The 24,315-nt window shown below is 40.7% G+C and carries 27 protein-coding genes and 7 tRNA genes; 31 read left to right on the top strand and 3 right to left on the bottom strand.

What is annotated here, in order from left to right; translation table 11 throughout:
• From ES896_RS13075 to ES896_RS13025, 11 genes are all read left to right on the top strand, one after another.
• Positions 1-282 (top strand): hypothetical protein, encoded by a 282-nt coding sequence (locus tag ES896_RS13075; protein WP_003214273.1) that lies wholly within the window; start codon positions 1-3, stop codon positions 280-282.
• 4 nt (positions 283-286) lie between these two features.
• Entirely contained in the window at positions 287-637 is a 351-nt protein-coding gene (ndoA, locus tag ES896_RS13070; protein ID WP_003214169.1) for a type II toxin-antitoxin system endoribonuclease NdoA, read from the top strand.
• Positions 638-753: 116 nt separating this feature from the next.
• Positions 754-1,584: an RsbT co-antagonist protein RsbRA gene (locus ES896_RS13065; protein ID WP_008346908.1), complete on the top strand. Its 831-nt coding sequence runs from the start codon at positions 754-756 to the stop codon at positions 1,582-1,584.
• 4 nt (positions 1,585-1,588) lie between these two features.
• Positions 1,589-1,957 carry an RsbT antagonist protein RsbS gene (gene rsbS / locus ES896_RS13060; RefSeq protein WP_003214235.1) on the top strand — a complete coding sequence of 123 codons (369 nt, stop codon included), beginning with the start codon at positions 1,589-1,591 and terminating at the stop codon, positions 1,955-1,957.
• Between the two features lie 2 nt (positions 1,958-1,959).
• On the top strand, positions 1,960-2,361 hold the full coding sequence (locus ES896_RS13055; protein WP_019744214.1) for an anti-sigma regulatory factor: 402 nt from the start codon (positions 1,960-1,962) through the stop codon (positions 2,359-2,361).
• Between the two features lie 10 nt (positions 2,362-2,371).
• On the top strand, positions 2,372-3,379 hold the full coding sequence (locus ES896_RS13050) for a PP2C family protein-serine/threonine phosphatase (RefSeq protein WP_008346904.1): 1,008 nt from the start codon (positions 2,372-2,374) through the stop codon (positions 3,377-3,379).
• Positions 3,380-3,438: 59 nt separating this feature from the next.
• Positions 3,439-3,768 carry an anti-sigma factor antagonist gene (locus ES896_RS13045; RefSeq protein WP_048002359.1) on the top strand — a complete coding sequence of 110 codons (330 nt, stop codon included), beginning with the start codon at positions 3,439-3,441 and terminating at the stop codon, positions 3,766-3,768.
• Positions 3,765-4,253 (top strand): anti-sigma B factor RsbW, encoded by a 489-nt coding sequence (rsbW, locus tag ES896_RS13040; RefSeq protein ID WP_007496471.1) that lies wholly within the window; start codon positions 3,765-3,767, stop codon positions 4,251-4,253. Before ES896_RS13045 ends, rsbW begins: the two co-directional genes overlap by 4 nt.
• Positions 4,219-5,007, top strand: coding sequence for an RNA polymerase sigma factor SigB (gene sigB, locus ES896_RS13035; protein WP_012009000.1), 789 nt, complete (start codon positions 4,219-4,221; stop codon positions 5,005-5,007). Before rsbW ends, sigB begins: the two co-directional genes overlap by 35 nt.
• A complete protein-coding gene (locus tag ES896_RS13030; protein WP_048002358.1) occupies positions 5,007-5,606 on the top strand; it encodes a PP2C family serine/threonine-protein phosphatase in 600 nt (199 codons plus the stop codon). Before sigB ends, ES896_RS13030 begins: the two co-directional genes overlap by 1 nt.
• A gap of 76 nt (positions 5,607-5,682) precedes the next feature.
• Entirely contained in the window at positions 5,683-7,842 is a 2,160-nt protein-coding gene (locus ES896_RS13025; RefSeq protein ID WP_135226859.1) for a Tex family protein, read from the top strand.
• 19 nt (positions 7,843-7,861) lie between these two features.
• Here the strand turns inward: ES896_RS13025 and cmpA are convergent, their stop codons facing one another.
• Positions 7,862-7,996, bottom strand: a complete 135-nt coding sequence (gene cmpA, locus ES896_RS13020; RefSeq protein WP_008346893.1) for a cortex morphogenetic protein CmpA — start codon at positions 7,994-7,996, stop codon at positions 7,862-7,864.
• Between the two features lie 99 nt (positions 7,997-8,095).
• Here cmpA and ES896_RS13015 point away from each other — a divergent pair, with 99 nt between their 5' ends.
• The 13 genes from ES896_RS13015 (at position 8,096) to licT (ending at position 15,022) form a co-directional block, all read left to right on the top strand.
• On the top strand, positions 8,096-8,563 hold the full coding sequence (locus tag ES896_RS13015; protein ID WP_135226858.1) for a SprT family protein: 468 nt from the start codon (positions 8,096-8,098) through the stop codon (positions 8,561-8,563).
• A 117-nt stretch (positions 8,564-8,680) separates the two neighbouring features.
• A tRNA-Asn gene (locus ES896_RS13010) sits at positions 8,681-8,755 on the top strand.
• Between the two features lie 4 nt (positions 8,756-8,759).
• Positions 8,760-8,850, top strand: a tRNA-Ser gene (locus ES896_RS13005).
• A 9-nt stretch (positions 8,851-8,859) separates the two neighbouring features.
• Positions 8,860-8,931 (top strand) — tRNA-Glu (locus ES896_RS13000).
• Positions 8,932-8,956: 25 nt separating this feature from the next.
• Positions 8,957-9,031, top strand: a tRNA-Gln gene (locus tag ES896_RS12995).
• Between the two features lie 31 nt (positions 9,032-9,062).
• A tRNA-Lys gene (locus tag ES896_RS12990) sits at positions 9,063-9,138 on the top strand.
• 7 nt (positions 9,139-9,145) lie between these two features.
• A tRNA-Leu gene (locus ES896_RS12985) sits at positions 9,146-9,228 on the top strand.
• A gap of 48 nt (positions 9,229-9,276) precedes the next feature.
• Positions 9,277-9,360 (top strand) — tRNA-Leu (locus ES896_RS12980).
• Positions 9,361-9,515: 155 nt separating this feature from the next.
• Positions 9,516-10,310 (top strand): alpha/beta fold hydrolase, encoded by a 795-nt coding sequence (locus ES896_RS12975; RefSeq protein ID WP_035390362.1) that lies wholly within the window; start codon positions 9,516-9,518, stop codon positions 10,308-10,310.
• Between the two features lie 268 nt (positions 10,311-10,578).
• Positions 10,579-10,782, top strand: a complete 204-nt coding sequence (locus ES896_RS12970; protein WP_003214229.1) for a cold-shock protein — start codon at positions 10,579-10,581, stop codon at positions 10,780-10,782.
• A gap of 601 nt (positions 10,783-11,383) precedes the next feature.
• Positions 11,384-13,228 (top strand): beta-glucoside-specific PTS transporter subunit IIABC, encoded by a 1,845-nt coding sequence (locus ES896_RS12965; protein WP_035390358.1) that lies wholly within the window; start codon positions 11,384-11,386, stop codon positions 13,226-13,228.
• Positions 13,229-13,293: 65 nt separating this feature from the next.
• Positions 13,294-14,064 carry a carbohydrate deacetylase gene (locus tag ES896_RS12960; protein ID WP_017366671.1) on the top strand — a complete coding sequence of 257 codons (771 nt, stop codon included), beginning with the start codon at positions 13,294-13,296 and terminating at the stop codon, positions 14,062-14,064.
• Between the two features lie 112 nt (positions 14,065-14,176).
• Positions 14,177-15,022, top strand: coding sequence for a BglG family transcription antiterminator LicT (gene licT / locus ES896_RS12955; protein ID WP_017358459.1), 846 nt, complete (start codon positions 14,177-14,179; stop codon positions 15,020-15,022).
• Positions 15,023-15,145: 123 nt separating this feature from the next.
• Here licT and ES896_RS12950 read toward each other — a convergent pair whose 3' ends face one another.
• Positions 15,146-16,195, bottom strand: coding sequence for an NAD(P)-dependent alcohol dehydrogenase (locus ES896_RS12950; RefSeq protein ID WP_017366672.1), 1,050 nt, complete (start codon positions 16,193-16,195; stop codon positions 15,146-15,148).
• A 223-nt stretch (positions 16,196-16,418) separates the two neighbouring features.
• Here ES896_RS12950 and ES896_RS12945 point away from each other — a divergent pair, with 223 nt between their 5' ends.
• The gene (locus ES896_RS12945; RefSeq protein WP_046342750.1) at positions 16,419-16,820 is read left to right on the top strand and encodes a MerR family transcriptional regulator; all 402 of its coding nucleotides are present in this window, start codon (positions 16,419-16,421) and stop codon (positions 16,818-16,820) included.
• A gap of 42 nt (positions 16,821-16,862) precedes the next feature.
• Here the strand turns inward: ES896_RS12945 and bglS are convergent, their stop codons facing one another.
• Positions 16,863-17,594: a beta-glucanase gene (gene bglS, locus ES896_RS12940; RefSeq protein WP_060832817.1), complete on the bottom strand. Its 732-nt coding sequence runs from the start codon at positions 17,592-17,594 to the stop codon at positions 16,863-16,865.
• Between the two features lie 259 nt (positions 17,595-17,853).
• Between bglS and ES896_RS12935 the strand changes: the two genes are divergently transcribed.
• The 6 genes from ES896_RS12935 (at position 17,854) to ES896_RS12905 (ending at position 24,293) form a co-directional block, all read left to right on the top strand.
• Complete coding sequence (locus ES896_RS12935) at positions 17,854-18,426, top strand: TetR/AcrR family transcriptional regulator (RefSeq protein ID WP_057078413.1); 573 nt, start codon at positions 17,854-17,856, stop codon at positions 18,424-18,426.
• Positions 18,427-18,505: 79 nt separating this feature from the next.
• A complete protein-coding gene (locus ES896_RS12930) occupies positions 18,506-19,945 on the top strand; it encodes a DHA2 family efflux MFS transporter permease subunit (RefSeq protein ID WP_017366675.1) in 1,440 nt (479 codons plus the stop codon).
• Positions 19,946-20,135: 190 nt separating this feature from the next.
• Positions 20,136-21,029 carry an alpha/beta hydrolase gene (locus tag ES896_RS12925; protein WP_007496440.1) on the top strand — a complete coding sequence of 298 codons (894 nt, stop codon included), beginning with the start codon at positions 20,136-20,138 and terminating at the stop codon, positions 21,027-21,029.
• 147 nt (positions 21,030-21,176) lie between these two features.
• Positions 21,177-21,554, top strand: coding sequence for an MmcQ/YjbR family DNA-binding protein (locus tag ES896_RS12920; protein ID WP_007496439.1), 378 nt, complete (start codon positions 21,177-21,179; stop codon positions 21,552-21,554).
• Positions 21,555-21,665: 111 nt separating this feature from the next.
• Positions 21,666-22,427, top strand: a complete 762-nt coding sequence (locus ES896_RS12915; RefSeq protein WP_017366677.1) for an SDR family NAD(P)-dependent oxidoreductase — start codon at positions 21,666-21,668, stop codon at positions 22,425-22,427.
• Between the two features lie 717 nt (positions 22,428-23,144).
• Positions 23,145-24,293 carry a type II asparaginase gene (locus ES896_RS12905; protein WP_007496435.1) on the top strand — a complete coding sequence of 383 codons (1,149 nt, stop codon included), beginning with the start codon at positions 23,145-23,147 and terminating at the stop codon, positions 24,291-24,293.
• The last annotated feature ends 22 nt before the right edge of the window (positions 24,294-24,315 follow it).

Here is a 24,315-nt window from a genome sequence, read left to right as displayed (position 1 = left end):
TTGTCTGAATCCAGCGCAACAAACGAAATGAAGATTCGACTGCCGGAGGCTTTGATGTCTGAAATCGAACGAGTAGCAGAGCAGGATAAGGTAACAAGAAATGAATTGATCTACCGAGCGACAAAAACGTATATTCGTGAACGTAATATTCGACAAAATCGTGAATCGATGAGACGCGGCTACATGGAGATGGCGAAAATTAATCTGAATATCTCTTCAGAGGCACAATACGCAGAATTTGAGGCTGAGAATACAGTTGAGCGATTAGTCAGCGGGGGTTAAACATTTGATTGTTAAACGCGGTGATGTTTACTTTGCTGATTTATCTCCTGTTGTTGGCTCCGAGCAGGGCGGGGTTCGCCCGGTATTGGTGATTCAAAATGACATTGGAAATCGCTTCAGCCCGACTGCTATCGTTGCAGCCATAACAGCCCAAATACAAAAAGCGAAATTACCGACTCACGTCGAAATTAATGCAAAGCGATACGGCTTTGAACGAGATTCTGTCATTCTTTTGGAACAGATTCGTACGATAGATAAACAAAGATTGACAGATAAAATCACACATCTTGATGATGAGATGATGGAGAAGGTTGATGAAGCCTTACAAGTTAGTTTGGCTCTTATTGATTTTTAATATGGTGAGATTTGGTTGCTCTCTTGTGAGCAACTTTTTTTTGTGTTCAATTTTTATTAACGTTATAATGAAGAAAGACTAAAAGAAGTGCTTTTTATGTACGCAGGGGGTAAAACATGTCGAATCATATCGTGTTAGCATTCGCAAGAGAGCATCAAAAGGAATTAGAAAAAGAGTGGACGGACATTTTTAAACGACTCGGTGAAGAAGAAACGGACATGATGCTGAACGACAAAATGTATGAAACCATCTGTTCGGAATATGTTCAGCTCATTATTGCCTCTCTTTCTGAGGGATATGCCGAAGATTTTGAAGAAAAAATGCAAACTTTTGCTTTAAAAATTGTTCAAATGGGTATATCACTTAAGTTACTGGCAAATGGTCTAACAGAAATCCGTACTCATTTATATCAAAAAATGAACAACGACAAAGATACAGCAGAAGAGAGCAATGACCTCATCTGGCAAATTGATCGATTCATCACACCGATTCATAATGAAATTTTGAATCAATATTCCATCTCATGGGAAAAAACCGTGAACCTTCAAAAAATCGCGCTGCAGGAACTGTCTGCCCCGCTGATCCCAGTATTTGAGCATATCACCGTCATGCCGCTTGTTGGAACAATTGATACAGAACGTGCGAAAAAAATTATGGAGAATTTACTGAATGGTGTCGTAAAGCATCGTTCACAGGTTGTCTTGATCGATATCACGGGTGTTCCTGTTGTTGATACGATGGTTGCGCACCACATCATTCAAGCGTCCGAGGCTGTGAGATTAGTAGGTGCGAAATGTTTGCTGGTCGGTATTCGCCCCGAAATTGCTCAAACGATCGTTAACCTCGGAATTGATTTATCTCAGGTTACAACAAAGAATACCCTTCAAAAAGGAATTCAAACTGCTTTGGAAATGACAAATCGAAAAATTGTTTCATTGGAGGGATAACCTAGTGAGAAATCACCCGAAGATTCCAATCTTAAAACTATATAACTGTCTTCTGATTTCGATTCAGTGGGAGCTTGATGACCAAACAGCTCTTCATTTTCAAGAAGACTTGCTGAATAAAATTCATGAAACAGGAGCAAACGGTGTTGTCATCGATCTAACGTCTGTCGATATGATTGATTCATTTATCGCCAAGGTATTAGGTGATGTCATTACCATGTCTAAGCTCATGGGGGCAAAAGTTGTATTAACAGGAATACAGCCGGCAGTTGCTGTGACGCTCATTGAACTTGGCATTTCGCTGGAAGAAATTCAGACAGCACTAGATCTTGAACAAGGGCTTGAGACACTGAAGCGGGAATTGGGGGAATAGATATGAAAGACCAATCCTGTGTAAAAATATTGACGGAATGGGACATAGTCGCAGCAAGACAATTGGGGCGCAATGTTGCAAAAGAACTTGGTTTTGGAACAGTTGACCAAGCAAGAATTACGACGGCCATTTCAGAATTAGCTCGTAACATCTATTTATACGCTGGTAAAGGTCAGATTTGTATAGAAGAAGTAATGGAGCGCGGAAAGCGTGGACTCAAAGTCATCGCAGCCGATGAGGGGCCTGGTATTACGGATATACGCAAAGTGATGGAAGATGGATTCTCAACATCAGGCGGACTCGGAGCAGGTCTTCCGGGAGTCAGAAGGCTGATGGATGATTTCACATTAGATTCTGCACCAGAACAAGGAACTGAGATACAAGCTGTCAAGTGGCTTCGCTAGGAGGGAAACCATGGATTTTAAGGAGGTAATGGAGCAGCGGTATCATCAGCTGCTCAGTCGTTATATCAGTGATTTAACTGAAACATCGCTTTATCAAGCTCAAAAATTTAGCCGAAAAACCATTGAGCATCAAATACCTCCTGAAGAAATAGTGAGTGTTCACCGAAAAGTGATTCAGGAGCTTTACCCTGATTTGCCGGAAGATGTCTTTCATTCACTAGACTTCTTAATTGAAGTGATGATTGGATATGGCCTTGCCTACCAGGAGCATTTAACACTAAGAGGCATCCAGCAAGAAATTAAGTCGGAAATTGAAATTGCTGCAAATGTTCAGCAAACCCTTCTGGAAACGAAAATTCCAGAAGGAGACACATTTGATATCGGAGCCATCAGTGTGCCGGCAAAACAGATGAGTGGGGATTATTACCATTTCGTAACAGATCACGATACAATCAATATCGCGATTGCAGACGTCATTGGGAAAGGAATTCCAGCTGCGCTCTGTATGTCGATGATTAAGTATGCGATGGATTCCTTGCCAGAGTCAGGCAGCGGCCCAACGAAAGTGCTCAAAACCCTTAATCGTGTGGTCGAGCAAAACGTAGACCCAAGCATGTTTATCACCATGTTTTATGGCAGCTATAATAAAGAAACACATGAATTTAAGTACGCATCGGCTGGACATGAGCCGGGCTTTTTCTATTGCAAAAAAGAGAATCAATTTTACGATTTAGATGCAAAGGGTCTTGTTCTTGGAATCGCACCAGACTTTGATTACAGGGAATATGAGCAACATTTGGACGTAGGAGATATGGTGATCTTATTTTCAGATGGGGTCACCGAATCCAAGTCAGAGGACGGCTTCTTAGAGCGCGAAGATATCAAAGCGCTCATAGCAGAGCATCTTTCCTATTCAGCGCAGGAAATGGTCGACGCTATCTATGCAAGCTTACTCAAATTACAAGATTTTCAGCTTCACGATGACTTTACTTTACTTGTCCTTAAAAGAAAGGTTTAGAAAGTGAATATGCGGGTATATAAAACTTTAGGAAACAAGAATTTCGAGGTGAATGCATAATGAATATGTCTGTAAAAGAGCATCAAATAGATCATAAGACGAAAATTAGTGTCAGCGGAGAAATCGATGTGTACTCTGCTCCTGAGCTGAGAGAAACCCTTATGCCCAAAGCAGAGAAAGGAGAGCATCTTGACATTTGTCTGAAAGATGTTACTTACATGGATAGTACAGGTTTAGGTGTGTTTGTTGGGCTGTTCAAAGCGGCTCAAAAAGCAGGAGGATCATTAAAGCTTGAGAACTTGTCGGATCGGCTTATCAGATTGTTTGAAATCACTGGACTAAAGGACATCATTGACATTTCTGCAAAGTCAGAGGGTGGGGTACAATGAACGAATCAGTAGATCTAATCGAGATGAAAATACCGGCGAAACCAGAATATGTAGGCATCATTCGTCTGACTCTTTCAGGCGTTGCAAGCCGGATGGGCTATGCCTACGAAGAGATTGAGGACTTGAAAATTGCCGTCAGTGAGGCATGTACAAATGCAGTTCAGCATGCCTATAAAGGTGCAGATGGCGAAGATGGAGAGGTAGCGGTTCGCTTTCTTGTCTATGAAGATCGTCTAGAGATCATTGTCGCTGATAAAGGCGGTAGCTTTGACTTTAAGCAAAAGCAGGAAGACCTAGGGCCGTACACATCTGCTCACACGGTGGATCAATTGGCAGAAGGAGGTCTTGGTTTATACTTAATGCAAACATTGATGGATGAAGTCGAGGTGCAAGCAAACTCCGGAGTTACCGTGGCGATGACAAAGTTTTTAAACAGGGAGCGAGTTGACCATGACACAACCATCCAAAACTATGAAACTAACTAAAGATGAAGTGGATCGCCTCATTCAAAGCTATCAATCCAACCAAGACGAGCAGGCGCAGCTGACACTAGTTGAGTGTTATACAAATCTTGTGGATATGCTCGCGAAGAAATACTCCAAAGGAAAAAGCTTTCATGAGGATTTAAGACAAGTTGGAATGATTGGTCTACTCGGCGCAATTAAGCGTTATGATCCACTTGTCGGTAAATCATTTGAGGCATTTGCCATTCCAACCATTATCGGGGAAATCAAACGCTTTTTACGTGATAAAACATGGAGTGTCCATGTACCAAGACGAATTAAAGAGCTTGGACCAAGAATCAAGATGGCAGTTGATCACCTGACAACGGAAACGCAAAAGTCACCTAAAGTACAAGAAATCGCAGAATATCTAGATGTAACAGAAGAAGAAGTTCTTGAAACAATGGAGATGGGCAAAAGCTATCAAGCGCTGTCTGTTGACCAAGGCGTAGAGGCAGATTCTGAAGGAAGCACTGTGACGATTTTAGACGTCGTCGGCTCACAAGAAGAAGGGTACGAACGTGTAAACCAAAAAATGATGCTTGAAAGTGTGCTTCACGTTCTGACAGATAGAGAAAAAGAAATTATCAATCTCACGTATTTGCAAAATAAAAGCCAGAAAGAAACAGGCGATTTACTCGGCATATCTCAAATGCATGTATCAAGGCTGCAGCGGAAGGCAGTTAAAAAGCTACGAGATGCATTGTCAGAAGATGCGTCTATGGAGCTAGGGTAATGAAGCAGATCGAACAGCATGAGCATGTAAACGCCATTATCTATCAATCGAACAAAGAAGGAAAATCATGCTGCGGGGACAGTTTTTTTATTAAAGCAGATGATGAAGAACTAATTTGTGCTGTAGCAGACGGATTAGGCAGCGGCCAGTTCGCCAATGAATCATCTTCTTTAGTCAGCGAAATTGTCGAAGAATATGGACATGAGGATGTAACAACCCTCATTGATAGATGCAATCAGGCCATGAAAAATAAACGTGGGGCCACTGTAGCCATATTAAAGGTGAATTTTTCCCAGCAGCAGTTTACCTATTGTTCGGTTGGCAATATTCGATTTATCTTGAATGCACCTTCTGGCGACTATATTTATCCACTTCCGACATCAGGATATCTATCAGGTAAACCTAGAAAATACAAAACATACACCTATTCCTACGAAAAAGGATCGACATTCATTATGTATTCAGACGGACTGAATGTGCCAAACATGCGAATGTGTTTAAAGCATAGCCAATCAGTTGCAGATATCGCCAAACAACTTGAAACATACACACAAGACAAGAAAGACGATCTCACCTATGTACTTGGTCAGCTTACATGAAATAGCTGACCTTTTTTCTGTTTTGCCAGTTTTTTTGATACACTAAAAGAGAAGACACAGTGAGAGGATGCAAAGTATGAAGACATCTGACTTTTTATTGAAACAAATTGCGACAGAATTAAAGCTTTCAACAAAACAAATTGGAAGTGTGATCCAGCTATTAGAGGATGGCAACACCGTCCCGTTTATTGCACGATACCGGAAAGAGCAGACAGGCTCACTAGACGAGGTGCAAATTCAAACCATTTCTGAACGCTATACATATATCCAAAATGTGACGAATCGAAAAGAAGAAGTGATTCGCTTAATCGCTGAACAAGACAAATTAACAGATGAATTAAAACAGAAGATCGAACAGGCGCATAAGCTGCAAGAGGTCGAAGATTTATATCGACCATTTAAACAAAAGCGTAAAACAAAGGCAAATGTAGCCAAAGCAAAAGGACTTGAGCCGCTGGCGGAGTATTTACTGCAGCTGCCAAACGATGAGATTGAAAAGAAAGCATCGGCTTTTATCAATGAAGAAAAAGAAGTCACAACTGCAGAAGAAGCACTGGAGGGTGCCCAGCACATTATTGCTGAACAGCTGGCTGATGATCCAGATATGCGGAAATGGATTCGCAGTGAGACGTACCAAAAGGGAAGTCTTGTCACATCAGGAAAAGACGTTGAAAACGACGAGAAAAACGTCTATGAAATGTATTACGACTATCAAGAGCCGATTAAAAAAATTGTGCCCCATCGTGTACTTGCGGTCAACCGAGGCGAGAAAGAAGGGGTTTTGAAAGCAGCCATTGAACCACCTGCTGAAAATATTCGTTTCTACCTCGATAAACAAGTCTTAAAAGGCAAGCAAACGACGGCGAGACCTTACATTGAAGCGGCCATTGATGATGCATATAAACGCCTGATTCAGCCATCAATTGAACGGGAAATACGAAAAGAGCTGACAGAAAAAGCTGAGGAACAAGCCATTCATATTTTCGCTGAAAACTTAAGAAAGCTCCTACTTCAACCGCCGATGAAAGGGAAACGTGTACTTGGGGTGGACCCTGCGTTTCGTACAGGCTGTAAATTAGCCGTCGTGGATGATACAGGAAAAGTCCATCATATTGGCGTCATTTATCCGCATCCGCCTGTACAGAAAAAAGCGGAAGCCAAACAAAAAGTGAAAGAAATCATTCAATCATCGAACATTGAAGTCATTGCGATCGGAAACGGAACAGCCTCAAGAGAGACCGAACAATTCATTGCAGACTTGATTCAAGAGCTGGACCAGCCAGTTTCATATTTGATCGTGAATGAAGCAGGGGCAAGTGTATACTCTGCATCTGCGCTGGCAAGAGAAGAGTTTCCAGACTTGCAAGTGGAAGAAAGAAGTGCCATTTCCATCGCCAGAAGGTTGCAGGACCCATTAGCAGAGCTTGTCAAAATAGATCCAAAATCTGTCGGTGTGGGACAATACCAGCACGATGTGAGTCAAAAGCAATTAAACAGCTCGTTAACCTTTGTGGTAGAGACGGTTGTTAACCAGGTCGGTGTGAACGTTAATACAGCTTCACAGGCACTGCTGCAATATGTGTCAGGTCTTTCAAAAGCCGTCGCAGGGAACATCGTCAAGCGCCGCGAAGAGATTGGGAGATTCACAAGCAGAAAAGAGTTGAAGGATATCCCAAGGCTTGGTGCAAAGACTTATGAGCAGTGTATCGGCTTCCTGCGCATCACAGATGGACAAGATCCACTTGACCGCACGGGTATTCACCCTGAAAGCTATAAAGAAACAAAACAGTTTTTACGCATGATTAAGATGACGCCAGACGATCTTGGTACAGAGCAGTTAAAAGAGAAAATCGCAGAGGTCAAGCTAGACGAAGCCGCACAGCAGCTTGACATTGGTCCAATTACACTCCAGGATATCATCGATCAGCTGACAAGACCTGAGCGTGATCCGCGCGATGAAGTACCGAAACCTCTTTTGAAAACGGATGTGTTGAAATTAGAGGATTTAAAGCAAGGAATGGAGCTGCAAGGAACGGTAAGAAACGTCGTAGACTTCGGCGCATTCGTTGATATTGGTGTCAAGCAGGACGGGCTTGTCCATATTTCAAAGCTAAGCAACCGCTTTGTGAAACATCCGCTTGACGTGGTATCAGTTGGTGACATTGTGACCGTATGGGTAGACTCCGTTGACCAGGCAAAAGGCCGGGTAGCTCTATCGATGCTAAAACCAGAGTAAACAAAAAACGAGGCGCACCTTAGGATGGGGTGTGCCTTGATGTGACTGAATGCTTTTTTCTATAGAAGTACCAGCATTGATTAAGCAATTTGATTTGATAATGATTTTTCTCATAAAATGCTTTCTGCATCTGATTTTTCAGCCAGTTGGGCATCGCCCATTCCTCCTTTGATCAAAACAGTGGGTGTACCTTCAATGTATGCAAAGGGGAAATTGTCCCGTTCGAGGTTTTTATAGAAAGGAACGATCTTGATTGAACGAAAGAGAGTTACAGCAGTTAACAGAAGACATTTCAGAGCAGTTCTTTGGTAAGGCATTCCGTCATCAAGCTGTTTTCAACCCCCGTTTAAAAACGACAGGCGGGAGATATTTACTTACAACACACCATATTGAGCTAAATCGCCGATATCTTGAGGAGCATGGCAGAGACGAATTGATCGGTATCATTAAGCATGAACTATGTCATTATCACCTGCACCTTGAAGGGAAGGGCTATCAGCATCGGGACAGGGATTTTCGTGAACTCTTGCAGCAAGTAGGAGCCCCGCGCTTTTGTACCCCGCTGAAGACCGTTCAAAAGAAAAAAAGAGCGGTGACGCTTCATTATTATGTGTGCACAGGATGCGGAAGACGTTATACGAGGAAGCGCCGATTTGACACCACGCGATATGTCTGCGGGATTTGTCATGGGAAGTTAAAAAAGGAAGGGGAAAAGGCTTGACTGTTATATTAGTATATGTTAAATTATAAAAGCCGTCGCAAATGGAGCAGGAATGAAACGTTTAAAAATTCTTGACACATTTTTCTGGCATAGATATAATGAAACATGTCTTATTATTCCGCAGTAGCTCAGTGGTAGAGCTATCGGCTGTTAACCGATCGGTCGTAGGTTCGAGTCCTACCTGCGGAGCCATAATGGAGAAGTACTCAAGTGGCTGAAGAGGCGCCCCTGCTAAGGGTGTAGGTCGCGCGAGCGGCGCGAGGGTTCAAATCCCTCCTTCTCCGCCATTATCATATGGCCCGTTGGTCAAGCGGTTAAGACACCGCCCTTTCACGGCGGTAACACGGGTTCGAATCCCGTACGGGTCATGTTTTCTTTTTTATGTTGATTCGTTGGGCTATAGCCAAGCGGTAAGGCAACGGACTTTGACTCCGTCATGCGTTGGTTCGAATCCAGCTAGCCCAGCCACTTTTTATATATGTTTTTCTGCATAGCAGATGAGCCATTAGCTCAGTTGGTAGAGCATCTGACTTTTAATCAGAGGGTCGAAGGTTCGAGTCCTTCATGGCTCACCATTTTCATGCGGGTGTGGCGGAATTGGCAGACGCGCTAGACTTAGGATCTAGTGTCTTTATGACGTGGGGGTTCAAGTCCCTTCACCCGCATTGTTTTTTCAAACAGTGCACTTATGAATATATGAGCACATCATACACGCGGTCGTGGCGGAATGGCAGACGCGCTAGGTTGAGGGCCTAGTGGGTGAATAACCCGTGGAGGTTCAAGTCCTCTCGGCCGCATCTAAGAAACCAAAGGTTATAGACCTTTGGTTTTTTATATTTTCGAAGTGATAGAACCATTATCTATGGCATTACGATAATATCAAGTTCTGTGAAACGAAGAATATTGCTCAAATTGTGATAAAATGTTGAAGGTTAGGAAAGGAGGAAAATACATGTCAATTTACCATAAAGTCATTGGAGAGGGATTTCCGATCGTGATATTGCATGGTTGGACACTTGACCATCAAGTGATGTTACATGCATTGGAACCGGTATTTGAAAAACAAAGCGGTTGGAAAAGAATATACATAGACTTACCGGGGATGGGACGTTCCAAGCCGCATCCATCTATTCAGAACTCAGATGATATGTTAGAAGCGGTATTGCGTCTTTTGGACGAGATGATCCCTGATGAACAGTTCATTGTTTGTGGTTATTCGTATGGAGGGTACATAGCTAGAGGTATTGTTCATTCACGCCGGGAAACCGTTCGTGGATTACTGCTTGTGGCTCCAATGACTATACCTGTATTCGATAAAAGAGTCGTGCCAGAGAAGACCGTTCTAAAAAGTGACAGTCACTTAATTTCACAACTGTCTTCAGAAGAGGCGGATGAATTTTGCTCCATGGCGGTTGTGCAAGGAAAAACGGAATGGGAGAGGTTTCGCGATGAAATTTACCTTCCTTCTAAACAAACAAATCATGAATTCATCAACAATATTCTTCAAAATGGATATGGCTTTACTTTCGATATTCCTTCTGAATTTCAGTATCCTACGCTCATGATCACAGGACGTCAAGACCATGTCGTCGGATATCACGATGCGTGGCGGCTGATCGAAGACTATCCAAGGGCCACTTTTGCAGTGCTTGATATGGCTGGTCACAACCTGCAGATTGAACAACCCGATGTGTTTCATTCATTAGTCCATAACTGGTTAAATAGACTGGAGTCGGAAAATGTGTAGTATTTATCAATAAGAGTTTACTGGAGTGAGACGGAACTAGATTATTCTTTTTACCATCAATTCACCTCTCTTATTTGAGTCACTATGTCATGTGTGATATGCTTTTAAATCAACAAATTGCAATTATTTCCGATTCATGCTATAATAAAAAGTAATTATTTTTGTTCGGCGTAAAGGATAGTATGAAGATTGACTTTTCGTCTTGAGGGTACTTTGGGCAAGGATAGTATAATACATTGTGTGGTAAACGCACGAGGAGGCAACAATCATGGAACAAGGTACAGTAAAATGGTTTAACGCAGAAAAAGGTTTTGGATTTATCGAACGTGAAGAAGGCGACGATGTATTCGTACATTTCTCAGCTATCCAAGGTGACGGATTCAAATCTTTAGACGAAGGTCAAAAAGTAACATTTGACGTAGAGCAAGGTTCTCGTGGAGCTCAAGCTGCTAACGTTCAAAAAACTGCTTAATCTTCTTTTTTCAAAACAGGTTCTCTACAGAGGGCCTGTTTTTTTTGCATGAAAAAACCCTACTCAGCGTACAAGTAGGGAGATGGTGCAAGGTATTCGTAAAAAATTTCATGCTTCAAAGGTTAGTGTATAGTATAACATACTAGATTGACAAAATGCGGAATTTCCATAAATTATTTTATTTTCTTTTTTACTCAAACGTTCTTTAACAAGAATTGAATTAGTTAAAATTTATATTGTATTTCTTAAAAAAATACTCTATATTAAATGTGTAAGCAGTTTCATAATAGGATTGTGACCGTTAAGGGCGATACCTAAATTGATACGTGTACAATAATGTTTGTTATTGTATTGGTTTCAGTTTAGGTTTTTTTATACCTTTTTTCAGCAAATCTTCATGACAATGACATATATGAAAAGGGATTGTGACTGTTCGGCAGGCGAAACCTGAATTGATGTGAGTTAATTGCATTGCGATGCAATTAACCGGCCTCAATTCAGGTTTTTTTATTTCAACATAGAAAGATAACATGTTTATTGTTTTGAAGGGGGGAACTCGTAAAAAAGTTTGGTTTAAACTATTTTTCTGGAGGCGATGAAAGTGGATAAAGTGACGTTAGCAAAAGATATTTTAAAATTGGTGGGTGGCAGTGAGAATGTTCAAGGTGTCACTCATTGTGCAACAAGGCTGCGCTTTAGGGTGAGCCAAAGTGATAAAGTGAAAAAAGGTGAACTGGAGCAACATCCAGACATTTTAAAGGTAGTTGAAAGTAGCGGGCAATTGCAAGTGGTCATTGGAAGTCATGTATCTGATGTCTATCAAGAAATTGAACGTCAAGGGCAATTTAATGATGACCATTCCGTCGGGAAATCAGAGCAAAAACAAACCATTTTATCAAAAGTGTTTGCTTTAATCTCAGGAAGTTTAACGCCATTAATTCCTGCTTTTGCAGGGGCAGGTTTGATGAAAGCACTGTTAATCGTTTTAGAAAATCTTCATATATTAACGCCAGAAAGTGGTACGTACGCCGTTCTTGCGGCAGCTGGTAATGCAGTATTTTATTTCTTACCCATTTTATTAGGAGTCACGATTGCTAGAGTATTAGGTGCAAACCCATATGTAGCAGGTGCTATTGGTGCAGCACTGCTAGAGCCTAACTTCACTGCTCTGCGTGAGGCAGGAAACGTTGTCTCCTTTATAGGAATCCCAGTTCCTTTATTAGATTACGCATCATCAATATTTCCTATATTTATTGCCGTCAGTCTATTTGCATTCATTGAAAGAAATTTAAAGAAAGTCATTCACAAAAATATTCAAATATTTGCTGTTCCGTTTTTATCTATCTTGATCACTGTACCTTTAACAACCATGCTCGTTGGACCATTTGGTGTTTATTTAGGGACATGGTTAGGCGACTTGGTCAATTATTTGATCAATAGCAGTCATATTGTATCGGGTATTATCATTGGAGGGTCTTGGTCTTTCTTAGTTTTGTTTGGACTGCACTGGGCAATGGTGCCTATCATTTTAGAAAATCTTAAAAGTGGATCTGATTTAATTGTGCCATTGGCAGCAGCATCTGTTGCAGCACAAATGGGGATTGCTTTAGGGGTCTTCTTGAAAACAAAAGACAAAGATATGAAAGCCTTAAGTGGTTCGACATTTCTATCAGCCATTTTATCTGGAATTACGGAACCCATTTTATATGGGATTATCCTTCGACATAGAAAAACAATGATCTATATGGTTGTAGCAGGAGCCATTGGAGGAGCGCTGATTGCGATCTTTAACGTAAAATTAGTTGTCTTTAATTTCTTCCTTAACGTATTTACGTTCCCGGCTCAAAGTCCGATGATTCTCTATATCCTAGGTATTGTGATAACGATTGTTATTGCAGCAGTTCTTCCCATCATATTTGGATATGAATTGAAGCATCAACAGAAAAAAGAAGACAACGCTACGAATAAAGAGCTTGAAACAAACGAGTCAATCATGAGCCCTCTCTCTGGACAAGTGAAAGCACTTCAACAAGTGGGTGATGTTGTTTTTTCTTCAGAAGCGATGGGGAAAGGAATTGCGATAGAACCGAGCCAAGGGGAAGTCGTTGCCCCGGTAGATGGCGTCATATCGGTTACAATGGAAAGTGGACATGCAGTTGGCATGATTTCTAAAAAGGGAGCCGAAATATTAATCCATGTAGGAATAGATACGGTGAAACTGGATGGAAAGTATTTCACTTGTTTGGTGAATCAAGGGGATGATGTGAAACAAGGCCAGCCTCTCATCAAATTTGAATTAGATAAAATCATTGAAGCTGGTTTTCAGACGACAACACCAATTGTCATCACAAATTCCGACCAATATGAGCACATAGATGCGGTTGTTCCAGTTGAAGAGCAAATTCAAAAGAACGAAGATTTACTGAATCTAAAGAAAAAATCTTAATATGAACACCAGGTATTCTTTACCTGGTGTTTGTCTCTAAATATCAGGAAAAGGAGTGTGCTTCCGTGAGGTTAATTATCAATGCAGATGACTTTGGTTTAACAGAGTCAGTGAGTAAAGGCATTTTGAAAGGGATGCAAGAAGGGATCATTACAGATACCACGATGTTGACGAATACAAGACATTTTGATCGATCTATAGAATTAGCAAAAGAAGCAGGAATTGAAGCAATGGGAGTCCACTTAAACCTTACATTATTGAAACCTATACTTGAAAGTGGGAAGGTTCAGTCGATTGTAGATGGCAAAGGGAATTTCTATCGAAAGCCATCATTGATTCCAAGTACGTTTCATAAAGGAGAAGTCCGTGCAGAGCTCAGAGCCCAAATAGAAAAGTTCCTTTCTTCGGGATTAACACTGACACATATTGACACACATCATGGTTTTAGTGTTATGCATGCAGAGATGTTTCAGATCATCCTTGAATTGGCCAAAGAATATCGTGTTCCTATGAGAAAAGATGATGTTTTAACGGATGATCCTTTCATTAAATCTCAATTAGCCGAATCGGGTGTGAAAACGACAGATGTATTATGCGCAGATTTCTCAGTTCCCATTATGCAGGAATCTGTCCTCATCAATACGATAGCAAAATATAAACAGACAAACGCAACGATTGAAATACCGTGCCATCCTGGATTTGTTGATGATGAGTTGCGAACAATTTCTTCATTAAATGATGAGCGAGAAGAGGATCTACAGTTATTGTTAAAGCAGGAGTGGTTAGGTTACATGAAAGAACAAGGCATCGAACTGATCTCATTTAGTCAGCTTTAACATTTTAAAATGATAAAAGTATTTTTTTAATAAAGTATGATAGATTAAAATGAGAACGTTAAATTTTCTCTGGATTTTCTTCTTTAGGATTGTAGGAAAGTGGGTGATCTAAATGAAAATCAAAAAAATCTTTAATAACAATGTCATCTTATTAAGTGATGAGATGGATCATGAAATGATTGTGATGGGGAAAGGGATCGGTTTTAATAAGCATAACAGTGAAGAGGTAGACTTTTCGAAAGTGGATAAAAAGTTTGTCATTGACAAAGGTCAAACCAACAAGCTGACTGAACTCATTGAACATATTAACATCGAATATTTAGAACTAACAAAAGACATGATTGAATATGCTGAAAATAAATTAGCCGTAAGTTTCAACCAAAATATTTACCTAACCTTGACGGACCATATTAGTTTTGCCATAACACGATATCAAGAAGGCATCGATATCAGAAACCCGCTTTTATGGGAAATTCAAAAATTTCATAAAGAGGAATATCATGTGGCTTTAGAGGCACTAAAAATCGTTGAAGAGCGGCTTCAAATTGCACTGCCAACTGAAGAAGCTGCGTCCATTGCGCTTCATTTTGTAAATGCTCAACAGAGCGGGAGTGATATGAAGCAAACCATTGAAGTGACCAAGATTGTGAATGATCTAATCAATATTGTGAAATACCACTATGGCATTAAACTAGACGAAAATTCAATAAATTATAGTAGGTTTATGACACATTTAAGATATTTTGCCTATCGAATTCTCTCTAAAGAGGGAATACCGGATGAAAATGATTCGCTTTTTGAACAAATAAAAAACCGTTATCCAAAAGCATATAGCTGTGCACAAAAAATGGTCACATACCTAGAGAAAAATGATAGGATCACTCCTACCGATGAAGAGCTTGTCTATTTAATCATTCATATACATCGAGTAACCAATAGGAGTACAAATCGTTCATAATATGCTTTTTCGCAAAATATAAACCGATCTTTTGAGCTACTATTCATATAGTAGCCTTTTTTATTTTGATTGAAACAACAAAAGACCAGCCAAACTGGCTAGTCTTTGAACATGATTTTTTGATCATAATGTCGAAATATCAATCACAAACCGATAACGCACATCACTATTGAGCACACGTTCATACGCTTCATCGACTTGTTTTGCGTTGATCACTTCAATCTGTGGTGCGATATTGTGAGCAGCTGCGAAATCGAGCATTTCTTGTGTTTCTTGGATGCCGCCAACGAGTGAGCCGGCGATGCTGCGACGCCCCGTAATTAATGAAAACACATGGAAGTTGTCTGGCTTTGGTGGTGCACCGACGTTTACTAATGTTCCGTCAACACGAAGTAAGGACAAATAGGCATCCACGTTGATATTGGCAGAGACGGTATTGAGAATGAGATCATATTGACCGGCTAGTGTCTTAAACGTATCAGGGTCACTTGTAGCAAAATAGTCTTTTGCACCAAATGACAGCGCCTCTTCTTTTTTATTCATAGAGCGGCTTAATACAGTCACTTCTGCACCAAGTGCGCGTGCAAATTGAATGGCGACATGACCTAGACCGCCCATTCCGACAATCGCCACTTTTTTGCCAGGCCCAGCCTTCCAGTGTTTTAACGGAGAATACGTTGTGATACCGGCACAGAGAAGAGGGCTGGCGGCATCGAGGGAGAGCTGGTCAGGAATATTGACAACAAATCGTTCTGTCACAACAATTTTCTGACTGTAGCCGCCGTAAGTTGGTTCTCCATCATAATCCAGGTTATTATAAGTTTGAACGACTCCTTTCTTGCAATATTGTTCATCTCCATTTTGGCAATATTCACATGTACCGCAAGAATCGACAAAACAACCGACGCCTACACGATCACCAATGTTGAATTTCGTGACAGCATCCCCAACAGCTGAAACAACTCCAGTAATCTCATGACCCGGAACCATTGGGAAAATACCGCCGCCCCATTCATCAAAGGCACTGTGGATATCTGAATGACAGATCCCGCTAAACTGAATATCAATTAAAATATCATGTGGACGAAGTGCTCTTCGTTCAATGGTTGTCCGTTCAAAGTTTGCTTTTGCATGGGAAACACTTAAAACATTTGATTGGTGCGTCTGACACATTCTGGATCATCCTTTCAAAAGTAAGATTCGGTCCTTCCTCTATACTGTACGTCTTAAAGTGAACTTTAAGTCAACATAGAACCCTGTGATCGCCTCAATTCAGGCTTTAGCATCAACCTTGAATCAAGATTTGAGCCAAAAGTATCTTGTCTTCTCGATAAAAATGGAGATGATGGGAAAAGGGAGATCGTCAAGTAAGAGAAAGAAGAGAAGGGTGAAAACAATGAAAATAGCACAAGCCGCCAAGCAGCTCGATTTATCTACTGCTACGCTCAGGTATTATGAGAATATAGGTTTAATTAGACCGATCAGGCGTGATGAAAATGGTGTTCGTGATTATACAGAAGAAGATATTCAGTGGATAGAATTTATTAAATGTATGAGAAATGCGGGTCTGTCAATTGATGCTCTTAGAGAATATACGGCTTTATTTATCGAGGGAGAGGATCGTACATTGTCCTCAAGGAAGCGTATTTTGGTCAATGAGAGAGAAAGACTTGTAGACAAACAAAAGGAAATCGAAGAAACGATTAAACGGTTAGATTACAAGATTGAAAGTTATGAAGATATTATCCACAGTTATGAACAAAAACTAGTTCATCAATTAAAAACGAACTCTATTTAAATGAAGAAAAACCTGTGACTTGTCACAGGTTTTGTGATGTGGTTATCTTTTTGTGTAACGCACCCAATTGTAATGAGCGTAAAGTGGAGTAACACCGTTGTAGGAGCCGAGCCATTCATCGACACCTGCACCATTCCATAAGTTCATCATAATCTTTCCAGGTGTTTGAGGGATTTGAGTAGTAGCCGTATGTTTTAATTGACCGTCCACATACCATTTAATCGAGTTAGGCTGCCAGTCGAACGCATATGTGTGATAAGAGTTTGCTGCATCAAAACCAAGGTTGACGATTTTTTCATGATTTCCGACACCATTGGTATAATAATTAAACTGAACCTTTGTCGTATCTTTTCCTAGAAATTCGATGTCGATTTCATCCCAAGGCGTACCATCAGTCGGTCCCGTATAAGTAAAGAACGAAGACACGATCCCAACATTTTTGGCTGGTTTCATGTTGACTTCATAAAGTCCATAGCCATATGTTTGAACGGAGCGGTTTTCTCCACAGTCAAACTTATTATACGAAGGACTAGTGAGCGATAATCGTATTTCCCCTAACGACGTCATGGAGACATTGTTTGCGCGCCACGTACAGTTAAACATATTTCCGTTCGAGTACCCATCGGCTTTTTGCCATAACCCGGTATTGTAGTTGTTGAACGGTTCATAAAACGACCCGCCCGTTTGTGCCGAGGCACTTGCAGCAAATGTGGACAAACTTAAGAATAATCCAGTGACAAGCAGCATCAACATTCGTTTTACACGGTAAGACATGTAGGCATTCCCCTCTCTTTTTTTGAAAGCGTTTTCTTTTTGATCATACATGATTCTCTCAAAATGGAAAATCGGTCTAAATAATGATAAACAGTGTGTTTTTTTAATAGAATGAAAAGAAAATTGATAGGTAAAAAATAATGATTGACAAAGCGGACAGTTGTCCGTAAGATAATACCGGTACAATTGTCCTAATGAAAATGAAAGAAATTTGATTTACACATAGAGATATATGCAAGGTGGATGAAGGTGAAGCATCATGGAAAAGGATATTGGAAAGGAAATTGAAGAGGTCGCTTTCTCTTTGTTTCAAGAGTTTGGTGTAGAGAATGTCAGCATGCATAAAATCGCAAAAACAGCTGGTGTTGGTCAAGGAACCCTTTACCGCCGCTATGCAAATAAAAGTGATTTGTGTCTCTCTATTCTTGGTGAGAGATTTGAACAGCTGATCCCTGCTTTGCATCTTTACTTAAATAAAATCAGTGATCAGCCGGTTCAAGATCGTTTGCAATATGTTCTCGAGGAGATCCATCTCATCGTTGGTCATCACTTAGACTGGATCCGGATGCTGACGATCTCTGGAAATTTAGAGCAGACAAGTAAAGTATATGATTGTCATTACAGTCAATCACTCAAACAAATCATTCGTGATTTGCTCGAGGAAGCGAAAGTAAAAGGAGAAGCGAACATACAAGACATTGAGTTGACGACATTATGTATGTCCTCTCCAATGACGCCTGAACTCATGTTTTATATTCATGAATCCGGCTACTCAATCGAAAAAATTGCACAATTCGCTGCAGAAAGACAGGTTTTGTCTGTCTTTTCCTAGACATTGAAGTGGCTCATTTCTGTCCAGTCTAACTACTTATGGTTCATCAAAATTGAAAAAGAAAAGGAGCCAACTTAATATGAACAAACAGCAAACAGCAGCTTCCGACATTCGAACGCTGCCCATTATTATTTCATTTATCACAGCTGGGTTTATTGGACTGTTTAGTGAAACGGCACTCAACATGGCGCTGAGAAGTTTAACATTAGACTTTGGTATTGAAGCAACGACTGCTCAGTGGCTTACAACCGGCTATTTATTAACACTAGGGATTCTTGTTCCAATTTCAGGCCTCATTCTTCAATGGTTTACAACAAGACAGCTTTTCATCACCTCACTGGTCTTTTCGATCATCGGTACATTTATTGCCGCAGTTGCACCTGTCTTCAGTATCTTAATGGTGGCACGTGTGGTGCAGGCAGTAGGAACAGCCTTGCTTCTTCCATTGATGTTTAATACGATTTTGGTTATCATTCCGCCTCATAAAAGAGGTAGATCAATGGGGATTATCGGTCTTGTTATTATGTTTGCCCCAGCAGTTGGTCCAACGGTCTCTGGTCTCATTCTTAAATCGTTAACATGGCATTGGATTTTTTGGATTTCGCTTCCGTTATTGGTTGCTGCACTTGTATTTGGGTATATTTTTATGCAAAATATTACGGAACCCACAAGACCGAAAATCGACATTTTATCGATTGTGCTATCAACAATCGGTTTCGGTGGAATTGTGTATGGCTTTAGCAGTGCTGGTGAAGGCGGCGGCTGGAGCAGTATGCATGTGATTGTGGCGATTGTTGTAGGTGTCATTGGCATTCTTGTGTTCTCCCTAAGACAGTTAAACATGAAAGAACCGATGTTGAATTTAAGCCCATTTAAATATCCAATGTTTGTGATCGGGTTACTTCTGATCTTAGTGTGTATGATGGTGATGCTGTCTGCTATGATGATTTTGCCATTATATCTGCAAACGTCCTTGGCACTTTCTACATTTACAGCTGGTTTAATGCTATTACCAGGTGGAATTATCAATGGACTGCTATCGCCAATCATGGGTGGGCTTTTTGATAAATTTGGACCGAAATGGCTTGTCATCCCAGGTCTTGTCATCGTTGCAGCGACCATGTTTGGCTTCACGAACTTAAGTATGAATACGTCCATAGGTTATATCGTGACGCTTCATATTACGTTAATGATTGGGATTGCGATGATCATGATGCCTGCCCAAACAAACGGTTTGAATCAGCTGCCGCCAGAGCTATATCCTCATGGTACAGCGATTATGAATACATTGCAGCAAGTGTCAGGAGCGATTGGGACTGCGGTTGGTATCTCGATCCTTTCATCAGGAGCGCGCAGCTTTATGGAAAATGTGGCTGAACCCGCAAATCCAGTCAATAAGCTACTCGCCTTTACAAATGGCGTCCAGCATGCCTTTATCTTTGCTGTCATTATGACAGTGATTGGCTTGGTGATTGCTTTCTTTATTAAACGAGTGAAAGTCGAACAACAAGTATCATAATATATGAAAAGCACTGAGGACTTAGCGCCACAGTGCTTTTTTTATTTATTCATAGGGGTGAATGTTTGTTTCAAAGGAGCTAAAAATGGGGAGATAGATAAAAAGCAACGACTCTCTGACGACATTGAAGGAAAAGACGAAATTCGTAACGAATGGATAGAGATAAAAGAATAAGATAGGAGCTGAGATCATGAACTTAGACGAACAAATCAAAATGGCTGAGTCATTACGTCAACCAGCTGAAGATTCATTAGCTGGTCAATCAGAATTAAAGCCAGTCCACCCTCCTGAAGTGAACAAAATGGAATATGATATCCCAACTGGTGCTGGTGAAACAAAGGTGTGGGTATTTAAACCTGTGAAAACATTGAAACAACCCCTTCCTGTTTTCGTGAATTTGCATGGGGGCGGTTTTATACTTGGAAGTGCTGAAATGGATAATCACTGGTGTCCGGTCATAGCAGATCGTGCGGAGTGTATCGTCGTCAATGTGGAGTATCAGCTGGCACCGGAGCACCCTTTCCCGGCCGCTCTTCATGAATGCTACGATGTGATGAAATGGTTATATGAACATCCTGAAGAACTACAAATAGACCCAAATCGATTAGCCATTGGTGGACATAGTGCAGGTGGGAATTTGGCAACAGCGGTTTGTTTGCTTGATATCCAAAAAGGGAACAAACTTCCGATTGTCTATCAAGTGCTTGACTATCCGCCGCTTGATTTAGCTACTGATCCAGCACAAAAGCCAGCGTTTGAAGAAGCAATTCCAGTTGAATTGGCGAGACTGTTTAATGCCTTCTACCTGCAAGGTCAAGACCCGCACAATCCGCTCGTTTCTCCGGTCTTTGCAGAGAGAGAAGTGTTAGCACAAATGCCCCCAGCTCTTGTTATCACAGCTGAGAAGGATTCACTAGCTGAAGAAGCTGAGCATTATGCGGACAAGTTAAAAGAAGCAGGGGTAGATGTCACATACAAACAATTTAAAGGAGTCCCTCATGCGTTCACTCATGCCGGAGACTTAGAGATAGCTGAAGAGGCTTGGCATCTGATGAGCGATCAGCTTAAGAAGGCGTTTGAATAAGAAATATTCGGATATAAGTAAAAAGCACAGACTTTTTTTCTGTGCTTTTTTTGTTCTTGCTGACGTCTTGAAAAGAAGTGTAGATACAACAATCACAGCAGTCGATATAATAGAAAGATAGAAGACATCTAAAAAGGAGCTAATAGAATGAAAAAAGAGACACTACAGGCATTTTGTCTTTCTTTACAAGGAGCAACCCACGACTATCAACCTGAGTGGCAGGCAGATCGTTATCATATAGGTGGAAAGATGTTCGCCATGATGGGGGGAGACGTCGATCGCAAGCCAGTCATCACTTTAAAATGTGATCCGCAACGCGCTGAAGAATTAAGAGAAATGCATGAAGGAATTATTCCCGGCTATTACATGAATAAGACGCATTGGAATTCTATTTATCTTGATGCAGATATTCCATCTTCATTTGTCGAAGAGCTAATTGAACATTCCTATCAACTGGTTTTTCACAAATTAACAAAAAAAGCTCAGCAGGCTATTCTCCAACATGATTCAAAAGAAACCAATTAAAAGCTGAACGTTCAGTTGTTCATGTCTCTTTGAATCTCTTCAAAATTGACTAGAGTCACATGCTCTCGCTATACTTTAAACAGCTAGAAGATACGAATAGGGGGATATACAATGGGCTATACAGTCATTACAGGAGCAAGTTCAGGTATTGGATATGAAACGGCTTTGGCCTTTGCAGCAAGAGGAAAAAATCTGATCTTAGCTGCACGCCGGCTTGATAAACTCCAAGAACTGAAAGAAAAGATTCTAGAAACATATCCCGATATTCAAGTGAAAATCCAGTCTGTTGATTTAACAGACAGAGAGCAAGTGTATTCTTTCTATGAGTCATTAGCTGGTGATGAGCTGGATACGTTCATTAATAATGCTGGGTTTGGCCATTTTGGTTCAATAGGAGAGCAGGATGTGAAAAAAATCGGGGACATGCTTCATCTCAATATTGAAGCGTTAACAATTTTATCCACTCTGTTTGTCCGTGATTATGAGCAAAAAGAGGGGACGCAGCTAATCAATATCTCTTCAAGAGCGGGTTATACCGTCGTCGGAAATGCTGTCACTTATTCAGCCACGAAATTTTATGTGAGCGCCTTTACTGAAGGACTGGCCCTAGAATTGAAAGAAAAAGGAGCCAAATTACAGGCAAAAGTATTAGCGCCTGCTGCGACAGAATCGGAATTTGCAAAGCGTTCATTAGATGTCGATCAATTCGAATATGAAGGCACTATCAAGAAATATCACACATCAAAAGAAATGGCAGCGTGCTTGCTTGAGCTTTACGACAGTTCAAAAACAGTTGGTATCGTTGATGGGAAGACATTTGATTTTGAATTGAAGGACCCCATCTTTTCACACGCTGGCACAAGCATGAAATAAAAAGTTCCAATCAATGAGGATAGATTCTCTTAGTGATCAGCAGGTCACCGAGCCGAAAGATGTCTTGGATAATGTGGAGCACTGTCAACACATACTAGAATAGATAAAAACACCTACACATTAGGTGTTTTTTTTATGCTTCTTTGATGAATGAAAGAATCGCAGGTCCAGTAAATGAGACTGCTGACAATCATGATCGGAAGGGATGTGGAGCTCTCAATTCCATCCATAACAAAAAGCATGACAATCATTGCTATCAGTAAGTAAGCCGCTAAATAAAGAGGATGAAAAGCCTTGGGCTGTAAAGAAAACAACAACTGTAAAGGTACCGCAAAGATGAAATAATAAACAAAAAAGATGGGAGTGTAAAGCATCATAAACGCAGGCTCGCCCTGAATCGGTGGATACAAACATACGAACAAGCTGAGTAAAATGGAACTGAAGAATAGTGTGAGTAGAATTTTGTAAAATGGTTGAACGTAACGCACTGTATGTACTCCTTTTTTGTAAGATTTCCTATATTTTATCATAAATGGGTTGAGAACGATTTCTGAAGTCAATTTAGGTATTATGGTATAAATAAATTTTGATAATAGTGTCCTTTTTCCTTTATTTGGTTCTGTGACTTTCACCTCATGCTGATGAATGAAGGAATGGTATAAAGTAAACCCTATAGACAGATAATTATTCATCACATTTAAGAAAAGAGATGATCTTATGAACGTAACAAAATGGTTTGGTGCTGCCCTTCTTTCTGTTTCACTATTGGTGACCGCAGCTTGTGCGAACGATAGCACTCAAGAGAATAATCAAAGTAATCAAGAAAGCACTACCAGTGAAACAAAAGAAAAAAACACGGCTGTTGAGACAGGGAATAAATCTTTATCCAATATTAAGGTGCTGGCAACAGGCGGAACGATTGCCGGTAGTTCAGACAGCAATACAGATACGACTGGATATAAATCTGGTGCACTTGGAATCGATAAAGTCATTGCTTCCGTACCACAGCTGAAGGATATTGCAAATGTCACGGGTGAGCAAGTAGCGAACGTCGGCAGTGAAAATGTGGATAACGCTCTGCTTTTAAAATTAGCGAAACGAGTCAATCAGCTTTTAAATGATGATCAAGTGGATGGCATTGTGGTGACACATGGTACAGATACATTAGAAGAAACGGCCTATTTTTTACATTTGGTTGTAAAAAGTGATAAGCCAGTGGTGGTTGTGGGTTCCATGAGGCCGGCATCTGCCATTAGTGCGGATGGCCCGCTTAACCTGTATCATGCAGTGAAAATTGCTTCGACAAAAGAAGCCAAAGGCAAAGGTGTAATGGTGACATTAAATGACCGAATTGCCTCTGCTCGTTTTATTACGAAGACAAATACCACCACAACCGATTCGTTCAAGTCTCTTGAGCAAGGGTACATTGGAGAAGTGGCGGGTGAAGTTGTCTCTTTTTATAACGAACCGACAAGAAAACATACAGCTGACAGTGAATTCGATATTTCAAAGCTAAAAGAACTGCCGCAAGTGGATATCTTATACGGCTATCAAAATGATCAAAAGTATGTGTATGATGCTGCGGTTAAAGCAGGAGCGAAAGGCATTGTCGTTGCCGCCGCAGGAAATGGAACGATGTCAACAGAAGCGATCAATGGGGCAACAGATGCTGTGAAAAAAGACGTGGTGATTGTGAGGTCAAGCCGTGCAGGAAATGGCATTGTCACACATGAAAAAATGGATGATGAACATCATTTTGTCTCATCGGATTCATTAAATCCACAAAAAGCACGCATTCTACTCATGCTGGCTCTGACGAAAACAAAAGATCCAGATAAAATTCAATCCTATTACGAGCAGTATTAAAAAGAAAAAGACCCGACGTATC

Origin of the sequence: Bacillus sp. 005/A4HT-01/001, assembly GCF_004634445.1 — a bacterium.
GTDB classification, from domain to species: Bacteria; Bacillota; Bacilli; order Bacillales; family Bacillaceae; genus Bacillus; species Bacillus altitudinis.
The sequence above is the reverse complement of the archived record's forward strand: the minus strand, read 5'-3'. Positions and strand labels throughout refer to the sequence as shown.